We start from the raw sequence: 21680 nt of genomic DNA on the forward strand, positions 1-21680 counted from the left end.
GCCGGATAAGGCGCTTGCGCCGCATCCGGCTACGGTTGTGCCTGATGGCGCTGCGCTTATCAGGCCTACGAAACTACAGATCAGATATAAAGCCTGTAGGCCGGATAAGGCGCTTGCGCCGCATCCGGCAACCATTGTGCCTGATGGCGCTGCGCTTATCAGGCCTACGAAACTACAGACCAGGCATAAAGCCTGTAGGCCGGATAAGGTGCTTGCGCCGCATCCGGCAACCGTTGTGCCTGATGGCGCTGCGCTTATCAGGCCTACGAAACTACAGACCGGGCATAAAGCCTGTAGGCCGGATAAGGCGCTTGCGCCGCATCCGGCAACAGTTGTGCCTGATGGCACTGCGCTTATCAGCACCTACGAAACTACAGAATACGCATAAAGCCTGTAGGCCGGATAAGGCGCTTACACCGCATCCGGCTACGGTTGTGCCTGATGGCGCTGCGCTTATCAGGCCTACGAAATTACAGACCAGGTATAAAGCTTGTAGGCCGGATAAGGCGCTTGCGCCGCATCCGGCTACGGTTGTGCCTGATGGCGCTGCGCTTTTCAGGCCTACGAAACTACAGAATATGCATAAAACCTGTAGGCCGGATAAGGCGCTTACACCGCATCCGGCGAAACGGATCAGGGCTGCGTCAGTATCCGGCGTTTATCTTCCGGCAACGTGTTCACAGCCTGCTGATAAGAGGCGTCGACCAGATAATAAATCTGTGAATCCGGCAGCGAGCCGTCCAGATACACCGTACTCCAGTGCGCCTTATTGAGATGCCTGCTTGGCCGAACATCGCTATGCTGCTGGCGTAACAGTTCTGCCAGTTCAGGGCTGGTTTTCAGAGACACCGCCGGGCGTTCTTCCACCTCTTTTACCATGGCAAAAAGCACATCTTCGACTTTGATTTGCGTGGCCTTCCAGTCACTGTGAACGCTCTGCTCTGCGCCCGTTTTTGCCATGCAGTATTGCAGCAACTCCGAATTCGTCATCTTTATTCCCCTTACCAGCATATTGCCTCATGAGAACATCTTTTATTCAGTGTGCAGCAAGTCCGCAAAAGGTAAAAGCCAGCAATGTAAATTTGTTTAAAAAAACAGCAATCCGCAGCCAGCGTCCTCAATATTCCGAGTTGACAATCACCTCTTCACCAAACGCACCGGCCTGTGGCAGCGGCTTATAAGTGGAGTTAGAGGCGCGCAAAATGCGAATACCGCGAATACCCACGTCGCGAGCGGCAGTGATGTCATTATCGGAGTCACCGTAGAACATGCGGATATTTTTATCCTGCAGCCACTGCGTTTTGGTGTTCTGACCCGGCTTGTCGCCAGCAAAAATGACCGGATTCATATTTCCAACTGGGATGTGAAAGTTATCAGACAACGTTTTCGACACCGTTTCAGTCTTCGTCTGGCTACGCCCGGTCACGAAAAAGATGCTGTCACCGCGACGCACGTGCATATCAATCAGTTGGCGCGCGACTTCTTTTGGAATACTAAACTCGTCCCAGCCATTGTTCATTTTTTCCCAGAAGGCCGGATTCTTCAGGTAATCCTCACTGTCCGGAGAATACGTTTTTTTACCGCGCCAGAAGCCTGGGCTGGAAAAGAGGACTGTGTCATCGATATCAAACCCGACGGCCATCGGCGGACGTCCGGTCAGGCTGTTTTCAATTTGTGCCACGGAGACCCAGTGAATGGGAGCCTGCTCAGCGAGCTTTGCAACGTTAGTGCCTGGATTGAGCTGAGAGGGAGAAGAAACGAGTGCCTGGGCTGGCTGATTTAGCGTGAACAATAAACAAACGGCACTCAGTGCCAACGTAAACTTGCGCATATTTTTCCCTAAGTAGTCAGTTAGTTATCATTTTTTTATTAACAACTGGTCAAAAAACTATCTGACCTTACCCCTTAGGGGGAGGGAAAGGAAGGATTTTCTCTGGTTTTGTCCTGGAAAAGGAGCACGATCACATTGGAAAACAGGCCTGATGGCGCGACGCTTATCAGGCCTGCAAAGTCGGTTACATGACGGCGGCAAATGCCTTCGCCACGCGCTGCACGTTACCGTGATTCAACCCGGCCACGCACATGCGACCGCTGGCGATCAGGTATACACCGAACTCATCGCGCAGACGATCAACCTGGGCTGCGCTAAGCCCGGTATAGCTGAACATCCCGCGCTGTTGCAGCAGGTAGTCAAAGTTACGGCCTGGGATCTCCGTATTCAATACGTTAACCAACTCCTGGCGCATCGCCAGAATGCGGGTACGCATCTCTTCAACTTCCGCCAGCCAATTGGCTTTCAGCGCGTCATCACCCAGTACCGCGGCAACTACCTGCGCACCAAAGTTTGGCGGGCTGGAGTAGTTTCGACGCACCGTCGCTTTTAGCTGCCCCAGCACGCGGCTGGCGGTATCAGCGTCTTCACATACCACTGACAGTCCGCCGACACGCTCGCCGTACAAGGAGAAAATCTTCGAGAATGAGTTGCTGACAAGAGCGGGCAATCCGGCGCTGGCAACGGCGCGAATCGCATAGGCGTCGTCTTCCATTCCACCACCAAAGCCCTGGTAAGCAATATCCAGGAACGGGATCAGATCGCGTGCTTTCAGGATCTCAATAACGCTATCCCACTGCGTAGGCCTTAAATCCGCCCCTGTCGGGTTATGGCAGCACGGATGTAGCAGCACGATGCTGCGCGCCGGTAGGGTATTCAGCGTTGCCAGCAGGTCGTTGAAACGCACGCCGTTGGTGGTGTCGTCATACCATGGGTAAGTGCTTACTTCGAATCCGGCACCTTCAAAAATCGCGATATGGTTTTCCCAGGTCGGATCGCTGACCCACACGCCAGAATCAGGGAAATAACGTTTCAGGAAGTCTGCGCCAACCTTTAACGCACCGGAGCCGCCCAGCGTCTGAATGGTTGCGACGCGCTGCTGCTGGAGAACCGGATGTTCTGCGCCAAACAGCAGCGGCGCAATAGTATGGCGATACGTGTTCAGACCTTCCATCGGCAGATACAGCGAAGCGCCATGCGGTTTGGCATTGAGGCGGGCTTCCGCTTCCGCTACAGCTTTAAGCTGAGGAATAATGCCGTCTTCGTTGTAATACAGGCCGATGCTGAGATTCACTTTGTCGCTACGTGAATCTTCTTTGAAGCGCTCCATGAGCGATAAAATCGGGTCGCCGGCGTAGGCGTCAACTTTTTGAAACACGTGTGGTTCTCCGGGTTTACAGGCAGGGGTTAAGAACACAATAAACCGGAAGTGGGAGAAGATCGAGAGGATGTTGAGAGGAATATTGCCGGAAGGCGGCGTAACCACCTGTCCGGCACATCATGCTGCTAATCGATATACTTCATCGCTACCCTTGAGGTCAGGCGCGTAATAAGTTCGTAAGCACTTACTTTCGTCATTTCAGCAATGCGTTCAACGGGCAAGCCCTCGCCCCACAGAATCACCGAATCGCCGGCTTTATCCTGCGCTTCGGGGCCTAAATCGACGCAAATCATATCCATCGCGACGCGACCGACGATCGGCACTTCACGGCCGTTGACCAGCACCGGTGTCCCAGACGGCGCTGCGCGCGGATAACCATCGCCATAGCCCATCGCTACCACGCCAAGACGCGTGTCGCGCTCGCTCAGCCAGGTTCCTCCATAACCAACCGGCTCGCCCGCTTTGTGCTCACGCACCGCAATCAGACTTGAGGTCAGCGACATTACCGGCTGGCAGCCAAAATCAGCGCCGATGGAGTGATTTTCCAGTGGCGATACGCCATACAGAATCAGCCCCGGACGCGCCCAGTCGAAGTGAGACTGCGGCCACAGCAAAATACCACCCGACGCGGCAATCGAACGCTGCCCCGGTTTGCCTTCACAAAAACTGTTGAAGATATCAAGCTGTTTTTCGGTCGCGCCACACTCAGGCTCATCCGCACGAGCAAAGTGGCTGACGATATTGACCGGCTGGCGCACGTTTTCACACTGTGTTAAGCGCTGATAAAACGCCTCGGCCTGCTCAGGGCGTACGCCCAGGCGATGCATACCGGTGTCGAGCTTCATCCAGACGGTAACGGGTTCAGCCAGTTTAGCGGCTTCCAGGGCTTCGAGCTGCTCCTGGTTGTGGACGGCAGTATGCAGGCGCTGCGCGGAAATAGTCGGCAGATCGGAGGCATCAAAAAATCCCTCCAGCAGCAGGATGGGCTGCGTGATCCCTCCCGCTCGCAAGCGCAGGGCTTCTTCAAGACGAGCGACACCAAAAGCGTCCGCATCGGGGAGCGTTCGCGCGGTCTCTAACAGACCATGGCCGTAGGCGTTCGCTTTCACGACCGCAACCAGTTTGCTGGCTGGAGCCAGTTCACGCAGACGTTGCAGGTTGTGTCGCAGAGCGCGGCGGTTAATGACTACAGTTGCCGCTTGCATTTGTATTCCTTAATAAAAGAATTTCCTAAATCATTCGTGTTGCAGGACAAAAACGCTTTGGCGTTTTTGAACAGCGCCTGCGCTGGCCCCGAAGGGGCGAGGACGCAGTCCGAGTCACGCGACAAGCCAGAGAATTCCCGGGAGCTTAGTAAACTAAGTGACCGGGGTGAACGGGCGTAGTCAACGCATCTGCAGCATGAAGGATGACGGAGATTTATTCGTCGTCGTATTGTGGGCCCGCATAGTTATCAAAGCGCGACCACTGACCGTTAAACGTCAGGCGCACCGTACCGATCGGGCCGTTACGTTGCTTACCAATAATGATTTCTGCGATCCCTTTCAGGTCGCTGTTTTCGTGATAAACCTCATCACGATAGATAAACATGATTAAGTCGGCATCCTGCTCGATGGAGCCAGACTCACGCAGATCCGAGTTGACCGGACGCTTGTCGGCACGTTGTTCCAGAGAGCGGTTAAGCTGCGACAGCGCCACCACCGGTACATGCAGTTCTTTCGCTAACGCTTTCAGCGAGCGGGAAATTTCAGCAATTTCCAGCGTACGGTTGTCGGAAAGCGACGGCACGCGCATCAGCTGCAGGTAGTCGATCATGATAAGTCCGATACCGCCGTGTTCACGGGCGATACGACGGGCACGCGAACGCACTTCCGTTGGCGTCAGGCCGGAAGAGTCATCAATATAGATGTTTCGTTTCTCCAGCAAAATACCCATTGTTCCGGAAATTCGCGCCCAGTCCTCATCATCCAGTTGACCGGTACGGATTTTAGTTTGGTCTACGCGTGAGAGCGAGGCCAGGGAACGCATCATGATCTGTTCTGAGGGCATTTCAAGACTAAAGATAAGAACCGGCTTATCCTGCAACATCGCCGCATTTTCAACGAGGTTCATTGCAAATGTCGTTTTACCCATCGACGGACGCGCGGCGACAATAATTAAGTCTGACGGCTGCAAACCAGCAGTCTTTTTATTGAGGTCGTCATAACCGGTGTTCACCCCGGTGACGCCGTCGTGCGGTTGCTGGAACAGCTGCTCGATACGCGCGACGGTGGCGTCGAGCACATCGGTAATGTTTTTCGGGCCTTCGTCTTTGTTGGCGCGGCTTTCAGCGATTTTAAAGACGCGGGATTCCGCGAGATCCAGCAGGTCTTCACTGGAACGTCCCTGCGGATCAAACCCGGCTTCCGCGATTTCGTTAGCCACCGAAATCATGTCACGGACAACGGCACGTTCGCGGACGATATCCGCATAAGCGCTAATGTTCGCCGCACTTGGCGTGTTTTTAGACAACTCAGCCAGGTAAGCAAAACCGCCGACGCTGTCCAGTTGTCCCTGAACTTCCAGCGACTCTGCCAGTGTGATCAGATCGATGGGTTTTCCCATCTCCTGCAGGCGATGCATTTCCGTGAAGATATGCCGGTGTGGACGGGTATAAAAATCTTCCGCCACCACACGCTCGGCGACATCGTCCCAGCGTTCGTTATCCAGCATTAAACCGCCCAACACCGACTGTTCCGCTTCAATCGAGTGCGGCGGTACTTTCAGCCCGGCGACCTGGGGATCGCGCTCACGAGCATCAGTCTGTTGTTTGTTGAAGGGTTTATTTCCTGCCATAGTGAATGGAGTTACCGAGATAATGATTGGGTCGAAAGATTACCACATTTCTTTTGGAGGAAGCATGGCAACACGTATTGAATTTCACAAGCATGGTGGCCCTGATGTACTCAAGGCAGTGGAGTTTACGCCCGTAGACCCGGCGGAAAACGAAATCCAGGTCGAGAACAAAGCGATTGGGATCAACTATATCGACACCTACATCCGCAGTGGTCTTTATCCACCGCCTTCCCTGCCCAGCGGGCTGGGTACCGAAGCCGCCGGCGTAGTCAGCAAAGTTGGCAGCAAAGTGACACACATTAAAGCTGGCGATCGCGTGGTGTATGCCCAGTCTGCTCTTGGCGCCTACAGCTCAGTGCATAACGTTCCGGCCGATAAAGCCGCCATCCTGCCTAACGCTATCTCGTTTGAACAAGCTGCCGCCTCGTTTCTTAAAGGGCTAACCGTTTTTTATCTGTTACGTAAAACCTATGAAATTCAACCTGATGAGCCGTTTTTGTTCCATGCGGCTGCGGGCGGCGTCGGCATGATTGCCTGCCAGTGGGCAAAAGCATTGGGTGCGAAGCTGATTGGTACCGTCGGCAGTGCGCAAAAAGCGCAAATTGCGCTGCAGGCTGGCGCATGGCAGGTCATTAACTATCGTGAAGAGAGCATTGTTGAGCGAGTGAAAGAGGTAACTGGCGGTAAAAAAGTGCGGGTGGTGTATGACTCGGTGGGGAAAGATACCTGGGAAGCCTCGCTGGATTGTTTGCAGCGCCGGGGACTAATGGTCAGCTTTGGTAATGCTTCCGGGCCGGTTACTGGCGTGAACTTAGGCATTCTGAACCAGAAAGGTTCGCTATACGTGACCCGTCCTTCTCTACAGGGTTACATCACCAATCACCGCGAATTAACCGAAGCCAGCAATGAGCTTTTCTCGCTGGTTGCCAGTGGAGTGATCAAAGTGGATGTCGCGCCTGGTCAAACGTTCGCACTGCACGATGCACAGCGTGCTCATGAAGTACTGGAAAGCCGGGCCACGCAGGGATCGAGTTTGCTGATTCCTTAAGATGACGGGGAAAGAAAGAATTAGGGCTTCCCGCAGGAAGCCCTTTCTTTTTTTAGTTCGGCTGTATGTAGGGTACAGCTCGATGAATTCGTTAACCTAGCAATAGTGACAGATTTGATAATCAATTCCTATTTGGTTCTAAAGGCAATGTTGCAGGTTGTGACGTACCGCTCAATACCTTAGTAAAACCGGCGGTTATTGCGCTGATACTGTGGGACTTTTGGCGCTTTTATCGCCTTGATCACCCACACCACAGCAACAGCCAGTAGCAGCCAGGGCAACAGTTTAATCATCAAGGCAAATAGTCCGCCCAGAAACATCACGGCGGTGGCTACGACCAATGCGGCCAGAACGCCCAGCAAAGATACGCCGGTGACCATCAGCATGATAAAAAATCCAATCACAAAAAGTAGTTCCAGCATGGCTCTCTCCCGAAATGAAATTCTCTCCATTGCTTTACAAGAAACATGCCAAAAATAATGCGTTGATTTATAAAGAAAACGCCCCGCGACAAAGCGCAGGGCGTGGTGAAATTAACTAACTTTTGGTGAAAACTTAACGCTTGTCTGCCACCAGCTTCAGCGCGTGCTCCAGAACGTTAATATCTGCCCCGGCTTTATGTGCATTCTCGCTCAGGTAACGACGCCACTGGCGCGCACCGGGAATACCCTGAAACAGCCCCAACATATGGCGTGTCACATGTCCCAAATAGGTTCCCTTACTCAGTTCACGCTCAATATACGGGTACATGGCACGCACCACGGCGACTGGATCGGAATCTTTGGTGGTAGCTGCAAAAATCTCGCGGTCAACGGACGCCAGAATGCCTGGGTTTTGATACGCCTCACGCCCCACCATCACGCCATCCATATGTTGCAGATGAATTTTCGCTTCTTCCAACGATTTAATGCCGCCGTTGATCGACATCGTCAGATGCGGAAAATCACGCTTCAACTGATAAACACGGTCATAATCCAGCGGTGGAATTTCGCGGTTTTCTTTCGGGCTTAACCCTGACAGCCAGGCCTTGCGGGCGTGAATGATAAACATCTCACATTCGCCTTTGCCAGATACCGTGTTGATGAAATCGCAGAGGAATTCGTAGCTGTCCTGGTCATCAATGCCGATACGAGTTTTCACCGTAACCGGAATCGACACCACGTCGCGCATTGCTTTGACGCAATCGGCGACCAGTTGCGCATTCCCCATCAGGCAGGCGCCAAACATGCCGTTCTGTACGCGGTCGGAAGGACAACCCACGTTGAGGTTAATTTCGTCGTAGCCCCGCTGTTCAGCGAGCTTAGCACACTTCGCCAGCGCCGCAGGATCGCTCCCGCCCAGTTGCAATGCGACCGGATGTTCTTCTTCGCTATACGCCAGATAATCGCCTTTACCATGAATGATTGCCCCAGTGGTTACCATCTCCGTATAGAGCAGCGTCTGGCTGGACAGTAAGCGCAAAAAGTAGCGGCAGTGTCTGTCCGTCCAGTCGAGCATCGGCGCGATAGAAAAACGATGAGCGGGAAAAGCGGTAGACTGAGATTCAGGCAGCATGGCGAATATTCAAGCATCCGGTTAAAAAAGGGGCGCTACTATAGCATAGACCGTTACGATAGTGAGCCACATCCTCGCGGCTCACTCCCCCTGACCCTAAACAAAAGCTATTTACGCCCCGGTTTTCCGTCGTGAGATCCAAAAAACTGTGGCGGATGGTCGACCCAGCGATCCTCACGTGTAGCGGCGTAGACCGGGTTAAGCGGATAATAAATGCGGTTGTATTTTTTGTTCGCCTCACCCACGACTAACAGGCGCACCTCTTCACTGGTGTTATTGATAAAGGTATGGCACACGCCTGTACCTGCCGGGAAACCGACGCTGTCGCCCGGTTCCAGCTTCCATAAATACCCGTTAATCCAGGCCTCAGGATAACCTTCCAGCACGTAGATAAATTCTTCTTCATCGCTTTCAGCGTGCGGGTACGACGTGCGCCGACCCGGCGGCAGGCGTTCATGATGAATGCCGAGTCGTCCTAACCCCAACTTGCGGGCAAGCGGCGCGCCAATAGCAAATAGCTCATCGCTGTCAGGATAAGTGGAGTCATCAGCCCCCTCAACCTCACGCCAGTGGCGAATACAATCGGGTCTTTTCATGGTTATTTTCCAGTATTGCGATGCGTCAGGTATAGCACACCACGGTGGATCTCGGCGTTTTAAGCAGAACATGTTAAAGTAAGGGATTAACCTTCCACGCAAATCGAGGCGCCAAATGGACAAAACCACTACGCAAGAGTTATTGGCTCAAGCTGAAAAACTCTGCGCGCAACGCAACGTGCGGCTTACGCCACAACGCCTCGAAGTACTGCGCCTGATGAGCCTGCAGGAAGGTGCGATCAGCGCCTATGACCTGCTCGATCTGTTGCGGGAAACTGAGCCGCAGGCTAAGCCACCTACCGTATATCGTGCGCTCGATTTTCTGCTGGAACAAGGTTTCGTGCACAAGGTGGAATCCACCAACAGCTATGTGCTTTGTCATCTGTTCGATCAGCCAACCCACAGTTCCGCAATGTTCATTTGCGACCGCTGTGGCGTGGTAAAAGAAGAGTGTGCGGAAGGCGTGGAAGACATCATGCATACACTAGCAGCAAAAATGGGCTTTGCACTGCGGCATAACGTTATTGAAGCCCACGGGCTGTGTCCGGCCTGTGTGGAAGTTGAATCTTGCCGCCATCCTGGCGAGTGCCAGCATGACCATACGATTCAGGTGAAGAAGAAAGTTGGGCGCTAGGTAAGCGGGAAGAGCGTACATCCTTGTACTCTCAGGAGGGAAGGGTTAATTACCAGCGGTAATCATTACGTTTTTCCCAATCGTTAACTTCTTTCTCCGCCTGATCTTTCGCGTAACCGTAACGCTCCTGGACTTTACCGACCAGTTGGTCACGTTTACCTTCAATGACCGTCATATCATCATCGGTCAGTTTGCCCCATTGCTCTTTCACTTTACCTTTAAACTGCTTCCAGTTGCCGCCGACTTCGTCTTTATTCATCATCAAGTCCTCATCGTTAGGTTGTGAATAGCGAGAGTGCCATGCCCAGACACATGCTGTTTTTGCTGGACGTGAGAATAAGTGTAGTCAGTGATTCTGGGTTTTATTTACTATTCGGAATTTTTAACCATCCCGCTCAGGCAAACCAGGTTCCATTACGCCAGTGACGTCGCCAGATAAAGGCCAGTGAAAGCCCGCGCAACGCCAGGAAAACGGTTAACGCCAACCACAAGCCATGGTTTCCCAGCCACGGCAAAGTCAGCAGCGTTAATGCGAATCCTGTGGCAGCAACGGCCATACTGTTGCGCATTTCTGCCGCGCGCGTCGCGCCAATAAACATTCCGTCGAGCAGATAACACCAGACACCCACCAGCGGTAACACCACCTGCCAGAAAAGATAGCGATCGGCCAGCTGTTGGATCTGCGGCAGCGAGGTCAGCAGCGCAACAATCTGCTCGCCAAACAGGGCATAAACCAGCGAAAACAAAATAGCCACAATACCGGACTGTCGGCAGGCCGCCCGCCAGACGTCCAGCAACTGGCTACCGTCTCGCGCCCCATAGGCCTGGCCCGAATGCGCTTCCACGGCATAGGCAAATCCATCCAGCGCGTAGGCGGTAAAGGTTAACAGGGTCATCAGAACGGCATTAACCGCAATGATATCGCCTCCCAGACGCGCACCCAGCACCGTGATTGCGCCAAAACAGAGCTGCAGCAGTAGCGAGCGCAACATGATGTCACGGTTAAGCGCCAGCAAATGGCGGAAGTTGCCACGCCACGCCTGCTTCAGCATTGCCAGCGAAATTCCGCGCATATGCAGGACTTTGCGCACCATCATCAGGCCGATCAGCAAGGTGGCATATTCAGCAATCACCGTTGCCAGTGCCGCACCTTGCACGTTCATATGCAGGCCCATCACCAGCCATATATCGAGCACAATGTTGAGAATATTACCGACAATCAACAAGATAACCGGCGCACGCGCATACTGAACGCCAAGCAGCCAGCCGAGCAGCACCAGATTCGCCAGCGAGGCGGGTGCGCTTAACCAGCGAATTTCGAGGAAACGTCGGGCCTGCTCCAGTACCGCTTCACTTCCGCCAACAATGTGCAGAGCCAGATCGATAATCGGCGTACGAAAAAGTGCGATAAGCAACCCTGCTCCCAGCGCCAGCATGAGCGGCTGCACCAGTGCGCGCGCCAGCGCCTGCGGATTTTTCGCACCAAATGCCTGGGCGGTAAGACCGGTGGTGCTCATGCGCAAAAAAAGCAGCAGCATAAAAAGAAAACTGGTTGCCGTAGCACCAACCGCAACACCGCCAAGATAGACCGGACTATCCAGATGACCAATCACCGCGGTATCCACCAGTCCCAGCAGGGGAACGGTGATATTGGAGAAGATCATGGGTAAGGCGAGGTGCCAGAGTGCTTTATCAGAAGAGGTAAAGAAAGGCATACAGGAGGGCCTGAGAAGAAGTTAGACGTACTGGATAATGTGATGCAGGCCCGGCAAGCGCAGCGCTACCGGGCACGTTGCCGGATGGCGACGTCATCGTCTTATCCGGCCTACAGGGATTCAACAGAAAATTACAGCCATTCACCGTTACGGATAACGCCTACTGCCAGCCCTTCAATAGTGAAGTTTTGTTCGCGCAGGTCGACAACGATAGGTTTAAATTCACTGTTTTCTGGCAGAAGTTCAACCTTGTTACCCTGCTTTTTCAGACGCTTAACCGTAACTTCATCATCAATACGGGCAACAACAACCTGTCCGTTACGCACGTCCTGGGTTTTATGCACAGCGAGTAAATCACCGTCCATAATCCCGATATCTTTCATCGACATACCGCTAACGCGCAGAAGAAAATCGGCGTTCGGTTTGAACAGTGAAGGATCGACTTGATAGTGGCCTTCGATGTGCTGCTGCGCCAGAAGTGGCTCACCGGCTGCCACGCGCCCCACAAGCGGTAACCCTTCTTCTTCTTCCTGCAACAGTCGAATACCGCGCGATGCGCCGGATACAATTTCCAGCACACCTTTACGCGCCAGCGCTTTCAGGTGTTCTTCAGCTGCGTTTGGGGAACGGAACCCCAAACGCTGCGCGATCTCCGCACGCGTCGGTGGCATACCTGTCTGGCTGATGTGATCTCTAATGAGATCAAACACCTCTTGTTGCCTGGCCGTTAACGCTTTCATTCCGCCCCCTGGGTGTATATACAGTTATGCTGTGAGTATATACAGCTAAAGGCGATTTTGGAACCGCAAACTGCACAAAAAACAGGAGATTTATGCAGTTGTGGAAGCCTTATCGCAAATGCGACCACAACAGGATGCCCCAGGTGATTAGAGCGACAAAAATAGACAGCAATACCGCAGCCGACCCCATATCTTTCGCCCGACCGGAAAGTTCGTGATACTCAGAACCAATACGATCAACCACCGCTTCAATCGCACTGTTGAGGATTTCAACGATCATCACCAGCATCACAGAACCAATCAACAACACGCGGGTAATTGCATCAACATCCAGCCAGCAGGCGATGGCGACGCCCAGCAGGACAGCAACACTTTCCTGACGGAATGCCGCCTCATTAATCCATGCGGCGCGAAAACCTTTCCAGGAATAACCTGCAGCTTTGATAATTCGGGTGAATCCAGTGGTATTATTGGCCATCAAAAAGAACCTTTTTACATTATTAGCGTCAATGTCATTGTAACGTTACCCCGTTTGTTCAGGGTGTGGCAAAGCAGCGCGAAGTATGACCGGATACCACAGAAATTCACTAAACTTTCTGATATCCTTGCAGCGCATTTGCATTATTAACCAGAGGCTTTACATCGTTTATGTCCGGCTGGCCACGAATTTACTACAAATTACTGAATTTACCATTAAGCGTCCTGGTAAAAAGCAAGTCTATTCCAGCAGAACCTGCTCCGGAATTGGGACTCGATACTTCGCGTCCCATTATGTACGTCCTACCGTACAATTCGAAAGCTGACTTGCTGACGCTGCGTGCCCAATGTCTGGTGCACGACCTCCCCGATCCCCTGGAACCACTAGAGATAGACGGAACGCTGTTACCGCGCTACGTGTTTATTCACGGCGGTCCGCGTGTATTCACCTATTACACGCCGAAAGAAGAGTCCATCAAGCTGTTCCACAACTATCTCGACTTGCATCGCAGCAATCCAGATCTGGATGTGCAGATGGTGCCGGTTTCGGTGATGTTTGGCCGTGCGCCGGGGCGTGAAAAAGGCGAGGTCAATCCGCCGTTACGTATGCTAAACGGCGTACAGAAATTCTTTGCGGTGTCCTGGCTGGGTCGCGACAGTTTTGTCCGCTTCTCTCCGTCGGTCTCTCTGCGCCGTATGGCGGATGAACACGGTACGGATAAGATCATCGCCCAGAAGCTGGCACGCGTGGCGCGTATGCACTTTGCTCGCCAGCGCCTGGCCGCTGTCGGCCCGCGCCTCCCTGCCCGCCAGGATCTGTTTAATAAGCTGTTAGCTTCAAAAGCGATCGCTCGTGCGGTAGAAGATGAAGCGCGCAGTAAAAAAATCTCCCACGAAAAAGCGCAGCAAAATGCCATTGCGCTGATGGAAGAGATTGCCGCCAACTTCTCCTACGAAATGATTCGTTTGACGGACCGTATTCTGGGCTTTACCTGGAACCGTCTGTATCAGGGGATTAACGTTCACAATGCTGAACGTGTACGCCAGTTGGCGCACGATGGGCATGAAATCGTGTACGTTCCGTGCCACCGCAGCCATATGGACTATATGCTGCTGTCGTACGTTCTGTACCACCAGGGTCTGGTGCCGCCGCACATCGCAGCCGGTATCAACCTGAACTTCTGGCCAGCGGGTCCGATTTTCCGCCGTCTGGGCGCGTTCTTTATTCGTCGTACCTTCAAGGGCAACAAGCTCTATTCCACCGTTTTCCGCGAATACCTGGGCGAGCTGTTCAGCCGCGGCTACTCGGTTGAGTACTTTGTCGAAGGGGGCCGTTCACGTACCGGTCGTCTGCTCGACCCGAAAACCGGCACGCTGTCGATGACTATTCAGGCGATGCTGCGCGGCGGTACACGTCCGATTACCCTCGTTCCTATTTACATCGGCTATGAGCACGTAATGGAAGTGGGCACCTACGCAAAAGAGCTGCGTGGCGCGACGAAAGAGAAAGAAAGCCTGCCGCAAATGCTGCGTGGCTTAAGCAAGCTGCGTAACCTGGGTCAGGGCTACGTCAACTTTGGTGAACCAATGCCATTGATGACTTACCTCAACCAGCATGTGCCGGAGTGGCGTGAATCTATCGACCCTATCGAGTCTATCCGCCCGGCCTGGCTGACGCCGACGGTGAATAACATTGCCGCCGATTTGATGGTGCGCATTAACAACGCAGGCGCGGCCAACGCCATGAACCTGTGCTGTACTGCTTTACTGGCATCTCGCCAGCGCTCTCTGACCCGTGAACAGCTGACCGAACAACTCGACTGCTACCTGAGCCTGCTGCGCAACGTGCCGTATGCTGCGGATTCGACGGTGCCGGCACAGAGCGCCAGTGAACTGATCGACCACGCCTTGCAGATGAACAAGTTTGAGGTCGAGAAAGACACTATCGGTGACATCATTATTCTGCCGCGCGAGCAGGCGGTCTTGATGACTTACTACCGCAATAACATTGCGCATATGCTGGTTCTGCCTTCGTTGATGGCAGCCATTGTGACTCAGCATCGTCGTATTTCACGCGCCGCGTTGCAGCAGCATATTGATGCGCTGTACCCGATGTTAAAAGCGGAGCTGTTCTTACGCTGGGAGCGTGATGAGCTTGCCGGGGTGATTGACGAACTGGCCAGCGAAATGCAGCGCCAGGGACTCATCACCCTGACCGATGACGAACTGCATATCAATCCAGCCCGCTCCCGCACGCTACAGCTGCTGGCCGCAGGTGCTCGCGAGACGTTGCAGCGCTACGCCATTACCTTCTGGCTGCTGAGCGCGAACCCGTCCATCAACCGTGGCACGCTGGAGAAAGAAAGCCGCACCGTGGCGCAACGCCTCTCAGTGCTGCACGGCATTAACGCGCCGGAATTCTTCGATAAAGCCGTGTTCAGCTCTCTGGTGCTGACGCTGCGTGACGAGGGATTCATCAGCGATACCGGAGATGCCGAACCGGAAGAGACGATGAAGATCTATCAGATGCTGGCCGAACTGGTCACGTCAGATGTGCGTCTGACCATCGAGAGCGCCACTCAGGGCGAGTAAGCATAAAAAAACCGGTCGGAATGACCGGTTTTTTATTTTGCAGGCTAAGCCAAAATCAAAAATGCCAGTAGCTCATTGCCAGGCCTAAGAACAGCACCAGGCCGACGTAGTTATTGTTCATAAACGCTTTAAAGCAGGCATCACGTTCACGGTTAACGATCAGTTTCTGCTGATAGACAAACAGCGCGCCCGCCACCAGCAGAGACCAGTAATAGCCCAGTCCCAACCCGTTTAGCCAGCCCACCAGCGCCATCAGCGCCAGCACGCCTACCTGCAAAATACCAATAATCAGCTTGTCGTTCTGACCGAACAGGATCGCGGTCGATTTAATGCCGATCTTCAGGTCATCATCCCGGTCAACCATGGCGTACTGCGTATCATAGGCCACCGCCCAGAGGATATTGGCGAGGAACATTAGCCAGCAGCTCAGCGGTACGGATTCACTCACGGCGGCGAACGCCATCGGGATCGACCAGCCAAACGCCGCCCCCAGCACCACCTGCGGCAGATGCGTATAGCGCTTCATAAATGGGTAAACCCACGCTAATGCTAATGCCGCAACGGACAACAAAATGGTCATCGTGTTGAGGGTCAAAACCAGCAGGAAGGCCAGCAGCACCAGTACCACAAACAGCGTTCGGGCTTCTTTCTCGGTGACAGCCCCGCTCGGCAGCGGTCGATTCGCGGTGCGTTTGACGTGCCCGTCAAATTTCCTGTCGGCATAATCATTCACCACGCATCCGGCGGCGCGCATTAACCAAACGCCAGCGACAAAAACCGCCAGGATCCACAGTTGCGGCATGCCTGGGGTCGCCACCCACAGAGCCCACAGCGTAGGCCAGAGCAGCAGTAAGGCGCCGATTGGCTTATCCGTACGCATCAAGCGGTGAAACGCCAGCAGCTTATTCTGCGTCAGACTCCACTCCATCTTTATCTTCCTCTCAGTACAACGGCGACGCAGGCAGAAAAAGCTCGGTAAGCATCAGTGGCTTACCGCTCAGCCGCAGGCGGGAACGACGCCCCCACAGCGCTGCATCGCGGCCAATCTCAATAAAATCTCGGGTCAATGTCGATGACGTAAACAGGTAGCGTCCGAGCGGGGTTTTCCCCAGGTTCTGTAAGGCCAGTTCAGGGCCGCACAAGGTTGATTCAGGCACCACAGTCCGTCCGGCAAGCCAGGGTTCACCATCCGCGCATAACAGGATTTCTCGTAACCAATAACGAGACTCTTTAGGCAGCAGCGTCAGTTCTTCAGCCACCTCATTTTGCCCAACGAATTCTTCGCGAATCAACGTTACGGTGACCTTTTTCCCCTGCTGCTCAAAACGTTTGGTCATGGAATCTTCCAATAACAACCAGTCGAGCAGTTGGGCGTCCAGCGCCGGGATCGCATCAAAATAACGCAGCGCACGCAGTTGCGTTAACGCAGGGTGTGGCATGCCTTACTCTCCGATTTATAACCTGAAGGCATTGTATCGCAGAAAAGGCATTACGGGGTGAGCAAACACGATTAAGTGATCGGCAGGGCAACATAAGTGTAACAATTAGCATAGAAAGCTAAAAATTACGGGGAACCCTGCCCTCTAGTTAAAAGCAGAGTAATTTTATGTTGTGCTCGACTCTGCTGGCACATCGCAGGTTCTGATTTGCAAAAAATTTAGCTAACCAGTGACCAGTATTACTTGACCGCTATAAACCGACAACGGCAGTGTCAATCACCATGCCCCCTCCACTTCCAGTGTTAAGCGCTGTCCATTTTAGTGATATAACTTTTTCCCTTTTATATCAGCGTATATCAACCGATGTTGACTGTACCGCTGCCGATAACCACGCCGCCGCAGTCAATGGCATCACCGCTTCTGGCGGCAGGCAGGCCGTCAATAAATACCGTGGCGGAACCGCCCGCGATTTTACGCGGATGGGGCGGGTGTTCCGGTTTAGAATGCGGTGTCAGCGGGTCGCCCATACGTGCAGCGGGTAGTCCATTGACAGAAACCGTTGGAGAACCCGCAGTAATGACGGTTTCGTGATAACCATCGTGCTGGGTGCCTTTGTCATTAAGTCGGGCTGCTGTGGGCATGAGGAACCTTCATAATATTTAGTCAGCGTAAGTATGAGATGATTCTATTTAATGACGCGCTCAACATGTCCGTTCATATATTTAAATTTTGATCCATCCTCAAATACAATGATCGCATTTGCTTTTCCCCATGAGACCCAGTCGATAACCGAACTCCCCGAATCTGAAATAAATTCGTTGGAAATAACGGGCTTGTCGCCAGAGAAATCGAGAACTACACTTACGCGGCAATACCCATAATACTCTTTATGTCTACACGGTTCAGCTGGAATGAATGTGAAAATAGTCTTGGTCGTAAAATATTTTTTATTCTTAAAGACTCCATCATCATCAAAGTTAAATGCCAGTAAATCGGTTTTTGTTTTGTACATTTCCACGCCATTAAGGGTCAGATGCGAATAACCATCGCTTGATTCTGCTCCGGACTGCTGCTCAAGCAAGCCAAGTCGGGTGGAATAACATGAATTCGCCTCACGAATGCAATCTGCAAAACATATAGATGAAAATATCAACAGTATAAAAAAACATTTAGTAATCGTATTCATTTTTCTATCTCTTGAATTTTATTTATAATTGATTTTAACTTAGAAATTTTTAATTTCAATGAATTAATTAACTCGGGACAAAAATATGTTCCTATATCAATGTTATTATCTATATAATCTATTAACCACTCTCTATGTGTTTTAACATACCCTCCATTTTTTTTGGCTTTCGAAATGGCTAACTCCTCTCCGATTTGCGCTGTTAATAGTCTGCATGCGGCACTTTCAGTAATTTTATTTTCAATAAAATGTTTTGCGTCACTCAGGCCAAGGTGATGTGTTAAATATATAATCTTGGCTTTTTCAGCATCATTAAGCCCGTCAATATTATATCCTGCCTTTTTCAGTAATGCTAAATTTTGGATGCCATAATCAACTGCGGCCATAATCGCATATTCAGGTTTAAAACGCAGGTTTAACCATTGTTGCACATCTGCCGTTGCGTGAGCAGGGTATGGCGTTACGCCTGTTATATATCTGCCGTTTTTTAATTCATCAAGATTTTTCCAGTTGTCTTTAGAGACCTGAAATTTTTTTTCATTCACCACCTCGCCTTTTTTGTTTTTTACTACCTCTCCTTTTTTATTCAGCAAGGGTTTATCTGCTACCAGTCCTTGTTCAGTGGCTTTTTCATAAAGATATGTTCCATCCCTTAACGTCTCCGTCATCCATGTCCCATTTAAGAACTGCGTCATACCCGCCGCTGAACTTTTATATACCGTATTTTCTTTTGTCGATTTTTTAGAATCCTTACACACTGAAGTTGGTTTCCAGACGCCACCACGATATTTAGCCGCTTCAGCATGAATAACTGCCGCAATACTCTGAGGTATAATGCCACTCCGCTCAGATGCGCGAATAATCTCATTCCAGTAAATAACATTCTTACCTAGCATAAGATCATAACTGTTAGGGCAGGTATGGTTTATATGAACTCTGGGCGTGCCCTCAGAGTCTCGGCCAACGTTGATTTTATTAATTTCATCACTTTTACTGTCAGCATTGCCTGCCGGACCGGTTATTGCTGCACTTTTTCCTTTTACTCTTACCTTGGGGCTTGAAATAATAGCATTTAATTTACCTTCCTGAGATATGAATCTGGCAACCTCCTTTATCTTCCCCATACCACTGGACACGGTTATTGTAATTTCAGATTCGGCTTGCACTGTAAATTCATCAATCTTTCCCAGACCGTCAGTTATAAACTCGAAAACCTCACCCAGTGCTGATGTTACTTTAACCTTCAATCCGGAAAGAGGCTTTTCTATCAGATCTTCAAAAGATAACGATAACGAACATTGGTTATCATCTTTCTTTTTTTCTGCGTCAGTTAGAGTGTAATGACATTGAGGAATATTTATTACCTGTCCGGGGTAGATCAACTCCGGGTTTTTTATGTTATTATATTCAGTAAGTTCCTCAACAGAACAGTTATATTCACTTGCAATTTGTCCAAGCGTATCTCCTTTAAGAACAACCACGCTACGCTTATCCGGTGACAATGACCAGATATCATCTAATGGTACAGGCTTATCCTCCTGATCAAGATAACATTTCCAGTCAGCAGACCAGCCAAATAGGCCATCATATTTTGTTGGTTTATCCTGTGGTTCATCAAAAAATGGGGTGGGTTTGCCAGTCACTTTTATTCCTCTTCAGTAAACCGTCTGAATACAAGCTCTTTACTTTGAATACCATCAATACCTTTTATGGACCCAAACATATGATTTAATTCAGGTTCAGTTGTTGTCTGATCCGATTCGTTTGCCCCACCAGAATCCTCGGAACCACTGTCCTCATCTGACAGCGACTTCAATAAGCCTGGTTGCAGAGTCCCTACTGGCGCTCCCGGACTGCCCCCACTGTTGAGGTTTATCTTCGGCCCCATAATGTCCACGCCACCCGGGTGGATAACCACAAACGAACCGCCCACTTTCAGGCTTATCTGGCTGCTGCTCTCCAGGACAATATCGTCTTCCACTTTTATCCCCAGCGCCCCCGACACCTTCCGCGCCAGGTCGCCTTTTACTTCCAGACTGTGGCTGCCTTTCACCAGACTGATATGGTCGCCGCACGTGCTGTTCTCCTGTTTCCCGTCCACCGTCACCTTACGGTCATTCGCCACATACAGCCCGTCATCATGGCTGATGCTCACCATCCGGTCGTTCTTCACCTTCAGCGTCTGGTCGTTGCGTACCGTAATGCTCCGGTCATGCGCCACGGTGATGGTCTGGTCATGCCCGCCTGCATTTTCTTTACCCACCTTCACCGTCTGTCCGAGTTTCACGGTGATATTCTGGTTATTGCCGATGGTTTCCGTGTGGTCGACTTTCACATCAGTGGTGCGGTTGTTCAGCACCTCGGTATCCATGTTCTTCTGCGCATGGATATAGACCTGCTCCTGGCCCGTCGCATCCTCGAAGCGCAGCTCGTTAAAACCACCGCCTTTGTAAGTTTTCGAGCGGATGGCCATCTGCGTTTTGGTGCCCGGCAGGCTGCCCGGTGAGCGGTTATCCTGGTGGTAGGTGCGACCCATAATAATCGGCTGGTCCGGGTCGCCGTTGAGGAAGTCCACAATCACTTCCTGGCCCACGCGCGGGATGGCGAGGTTGCCAAACCCGGCTCCGGCCCATGCCTGCGACACCCGTATCCAGCAGGAGCTGTCTTCGTTCCCCGGACAATAGCGGTCCCAATGAAAACGCACCCGCACGCGGCCATGCTCGTCGCAGAAGATTTCCTCGCCCGCCGGGCCGGTGACAATGGCACTCTGTGGGCCGTCAACGGCGGGTTTGGGCAGGGGGGAAGCTCGCCAAGTCCGGTCAGCCGGGATGACGTCCAGGCTGTTACTGAGCTTGGTGCCTTCACCCTGGTGGCCATGCTGCGCCTGTGGCTGCTTTCCTTTCAGCACACTGCCGGTGACCTGCCACTCCCGGTTCAGCGTTAATGAAGGGTGGCCGGTGAGGGTGAAACGTTTTCCGGGCCACAGTTTCGGGGAGTTACTCTCGCAGGCAGCGGTTTCAGCATCCTGCCGGTGGCCTTCTGCCTGGTAGCGGGCAAAGTCCTGACCGTGCTGCTCGTCCTTGAAGCGTCCCGGCCAGTCGAAGATTTCATACTGGGTGCGCTGACCGTTCAGGTTCGGGGCGTGATGGCTGAAGTAAGCCGGCCAGCCAGGAGCTTTGAAGGTGTAATCCTGGTTTTCCACCGAGGAAGGGCGTACCTGCGCCCGGTAACGAAACTCGCTGATGCATTCCGTGGCGACTTCGCGGGTATTCGGGTTAAAGGACATCTCACCCAGCGTGGAGACCCCGGCCACGTCATCACAGAGCACCAGTTTCTGGTCGGGGCTGGTCGGGTGGAACCAGTCAAAGAAGAAAATGCCCTCTTCAGCCCACAGTCGGATGAGAAAGCCGAGGTCGGTTTCACCGTACTGAACGCAGAACTCCCGCGCCGGGTGGGATTCATAAAAGGAGGGCACCCAGTCGGTGACGCCGTTTTCAGTCAGCAGGGTGGTGGAAATGGCCAGGATATCCTGCTGCTGAAAGATACGGAAGTTCTGTCGCAGGCCACAGCGCCAGAGCGGAGGCGAAATAGTCAGGCTGTAGTTCATCTGCCAGCCGTTGTTTTCCCCGGTTTCCATCCCGGTGATGATGCC

Annotated in this window: 22 protein-coding genes; 4 read left to right on the top strand and 18 right to left on the bottom strand. The window is 52.3% G+C overall.

Going from position 1 to position 21680, the window contains the following annotated elements:
* Positions 1 to 388 (top strand): hypothetical protein (locus OGX83_RS21730; RefSeq protein ID WP_286589154.1); only part of this gene is annotated, 388 nt, incomplete at its 5' end.
* 245 nt (positions 389 to 633) lie between these two features.
* On the opposite strand, the gene OGX83_RS21735 is transcribed toward OGX83_RS21730, so the two are convergent.
* From OGX83_RS21735 to dnaB, 5 genes are all read right to left on the bottom strand, one after another.
* A complete protein-coding gene (locus OGX83_RS21735; protein WP_008786927.1) occupies positions 634 to 990 on the bottom strand; it encodes an MmcQ/YjbR family DNA-binding protein in 357 nt (118 codons plus the stop codon).
* A gap of 127 nt (positions 991 to 1117) precedes the next feature.
* Complete coding sequence (gene aphA / locus OGX83_RS21740; protein ID WP_284884952.1) at positions 1118 to 1831, bottom strand: acid phosphatase AphA; 714 nt, start codon at positions 1829 to 1831, stop codon at positions 1118 to 1120.
* Positions 1832 to 2015: 184 nt separating this feature from the next.
* Positions 2016 to 3209 carry an aromatic amino acid transaminase gene (gene tyrB, locus OGX83_RS21745; protein WP_286589157.1) on the bottom strand — a complete coding sequence of 398 codons (1194 nt, stop codon included), beginning with the start codon at positions 3207 to 3209 and terminating at the stop codon, positions 2016 to 2018.
* Positions 3210 to 3337: 128 nt separating this feature from the next.
* Entirely contained in the window at positions 3338 to 4417 is a 1080-nt protein-coding gene (gene alr, locus OGX83_RS21750; RefSeq protein ID WP_003826612.1) for an alanine racemase, read from the bottom strand.
* Positions 4418 to 4631: 214 nt separating this feature from the next.
* Entirely contained in the window at positions 4632 to 6047 is a 1416-nt protein-coding gene (gene dnaB / locus OGX83_RS21755; protein WP_003826610.1) for a replicative DNA helicase, read from the bottom strand.
* A 64-nt stretch (positions 6048 to 6111) separates the two neighbouring features.
* Here dnaB and OGX83_RS21760 point away from each other — a divergent pair, with 64 nt between their 5' ends.
* On the top strand, positions 6112 to 7095 hold the full coding sequence (locus OGX83_RS21760; protein ID WP_234691934.1) for a quinone oxidoreductase: 984 nt from the start codon (positions 6112 to 6114) through the stop codon (positions 7093 to 7095).
* 179 nt (positions 7096 to 7274) lie between these two features.
* Here the strand turns inward: OGX83_RS21760 and pspG are convergent, their stop codons facing one another.
* From pspG to OGX83_RS21775, 3 genes are all read right to left on the bottom strand, one after another.
* Positions 7275 to 7517, bottom strand: a complete 243-nt coding sequence (gene pspG / locus OGX83_RS21765; protein WP_003031713.1) for an envelope stress response protein PspG — start codon at positions 7515 to 7517, stop codon at positions 7275 to 7277.
* 133 nt (positions 7518 to 7650) lie between these two features.
* Positions 7651 to 8649, bottom strand: a complete 999-nt coding sequence (gene dusA / locus OGX83_RS21770) for a tRNA dihydrouridine(20/20a) synthase DusA (protein ID WP_286589159.1) — start codon at positions 8647 to 8649, stop codon at positions 7651 to 7653.
* A gap of 107 nt (positions 8650 to 8756) precedes the next feature.
* Positions 8757 to 9245 (bottom strand): cupin domain-containing protein, encoded by a 489-nt coding sequence (locus tag OGX83_RS21775; RefSeq protein WP_003031710.1) that lies wholly within the window; start codon positions 9243 to 9245, stop codon positions 8757 to 8759.
* Between the two features lie 115 nt (positions 9246 to 9360).
* Here OGX83_RS21775 and zur point away from each other — a divergent pair, with 115 nt between their 5' ends.
* A complete protein-coding gene (gene zur / locus OGX83_RS21780) occupies positions 9361 to 9879 on the top strand; it encodes a zinc uptake transcriptional repressor Zur (RefSeq protein WP_003031709.1) in 519 nt (172 codons plus the stop codon).
* 49 nt (positions 9880 to 9928) lie between these two features.
* On the opposite strand, the gene OGX83_RS21785 is transcribed toward zur, so the two are convergent.
* The 4 genes from OGX83_RS21785 to OGX83_RS21800 all read right to left on the bottom strand — a co-directional run bounded on the left by OGX83_RS21785 (position 9929) and on the right by OGX83_RS21800 (position 12812).
* A complete protein-coding gene (locus OGX83_RS21785; protein ID WP_003031706.1) occupies positions 9929 to 10138 on the bottom strand; it encodes a CsbD family protein in 210 nt (69 codons plus the stop codon).
* Positions 10139 to 10274: 136 nt separating this feature from the next.
* The gene (gene dinF, locus OGX83_RS21790) at positions 10275 to 11594 is read right to left on the bottom strand and encodes an MATE family efflux transporter DinF (RefSeq protein ID WP_234691933.1); all 1320 of its coding nucleotides are present in this window, start codon (positions 11592 to 11594) and stop codon (positions 10275 to 10277) included.
* Positions 11595 to 11725: 131 nt separating this feature from the next.
* On the bottom strand, positions 11726 to 12334 hold the full coding sequence (lexA, locus tag OGX83_RS21795) for a transcriptional repressor LexA (RefSeq protein WP_003826596.1): 609 nt from the start codon (positions 12332 to 12334) through the stop codon (positions 11726 to 11728).
* Between the two features lie 109 nt (positions 12335 to 12443).
* The gene (locus OGX83_RS21800) at positions 12444 to 12812 is read right to left on the bottom strand and encodes a diacylglycerol kinase (protein WP_003826594.1); all 369 of its coding nucleotides are present in this window, start codon (positions 12810 to 12812) and stop codon (positions 12444 to 12446) included.
* Positions 12813 to 12982: 170 nt separating this feature from the next.
* On the opposite strand from OGX83_RS21800, the gene plsB reads away from it, so the two are divergent.
* On the top strand, positions 12983 to 15403 hold the full coding sequence (gene plsB, locus OGX83_RS21805) for a glycerol-3-phosphate 1-O-acyltransferase PlsB (protein WP_008786919.1): 2421 nt from the start codon (positions 12983 to 12985) through the stop codon (positions 15401 to 15403).
* Between the two features lie 55 nt (positions 15404 to 15458).
* Here the strand turns inward: plsB and ubiA are convergent, their stop codons facing one another.
* The 6 genes from ubiA to tssI all read right to left on the bottom strand — a co-directional run.
* Entirely contained in the window at positions 15459 to 16331 is an 873-nt protein-coding gene (ubiA, locus tag OGX83_RS21810) for a 4-hydroxybenzoate octaprenyltransferase (protein ID WP_042313002.1), read from the bottom strand.
* 13 nt (positions 16332 to 16344) lie between these two features.
* Complete coding sequence (ubiC, locus tag OGX83_RS21815; protein ID WP_003826587.1) at positions 16345 to 16842, bottom strand: chorismate lyase; 498 nt, start codon at positions 16840 to 16842, stop codon at positions 16345 to 16347.
* Between the two features lie 356 nt (positions 16843 to 17198).
* Positions 17199 to 17483: a type VI secretion system PAAR protein gene (locus OGX83_RS21820; RefSeq protein WP_103285890.1), complete on the bottom strand. Its 285-nt coding sequence runs from the start codon at positions 17481 to 17483 to the stop codon at positions 17199 to 17201.
* 44 nt (positions 17484 to 17527) lie between these two features.
* Positions 17528 to 18028, bottom strand: a complete 501-nt coding sequence (locus OGX83_RS21825) for a hypothetical protein (RefSeq protein ID WP_103285891.1) — start codon at positions 18026 to 18028, stop codon at positions 17528 to 17530.
* Positions 18025 to 19671: a LysM peptidoglycan-binding domain-containing protein gene (locus OGX83_RS21830; protein ID WP_286589165.1), complete on the bottom strand. Its 1647-nt coding sequence runs from the start codon at positions 19669 to 19671 to the stop codon at positions 18025 to 18027. Before OGX83_RS21830 ends, OGX83_RS21825 begins: the two co-directional genes overlap by 4 nt.
* A 2-nt stretch (positions 19672 to 19673) precedes the next feature.
* Positions 19674 to 21680: type VI secretion system tip protein TssI/VgrG (gene tssI / locus OGX83_RS21835; RefSeq protein WP_286589168.1), on the bottom strand; the 2007-nt coding region annotated here is incomplete at its 5' end.

Origin of the sequence: Citrobacter sp. Cpo074 (assembly GCF_030332745.1) — a bacterium.
Taxonomy (GTDB): domain Bacteria; phylum Pseudomonadota; class Gammaproteobacteria; order Enterobacterales; family Enterobacteriaceae; genus Citrobacter; species Citrobacter portucalensis.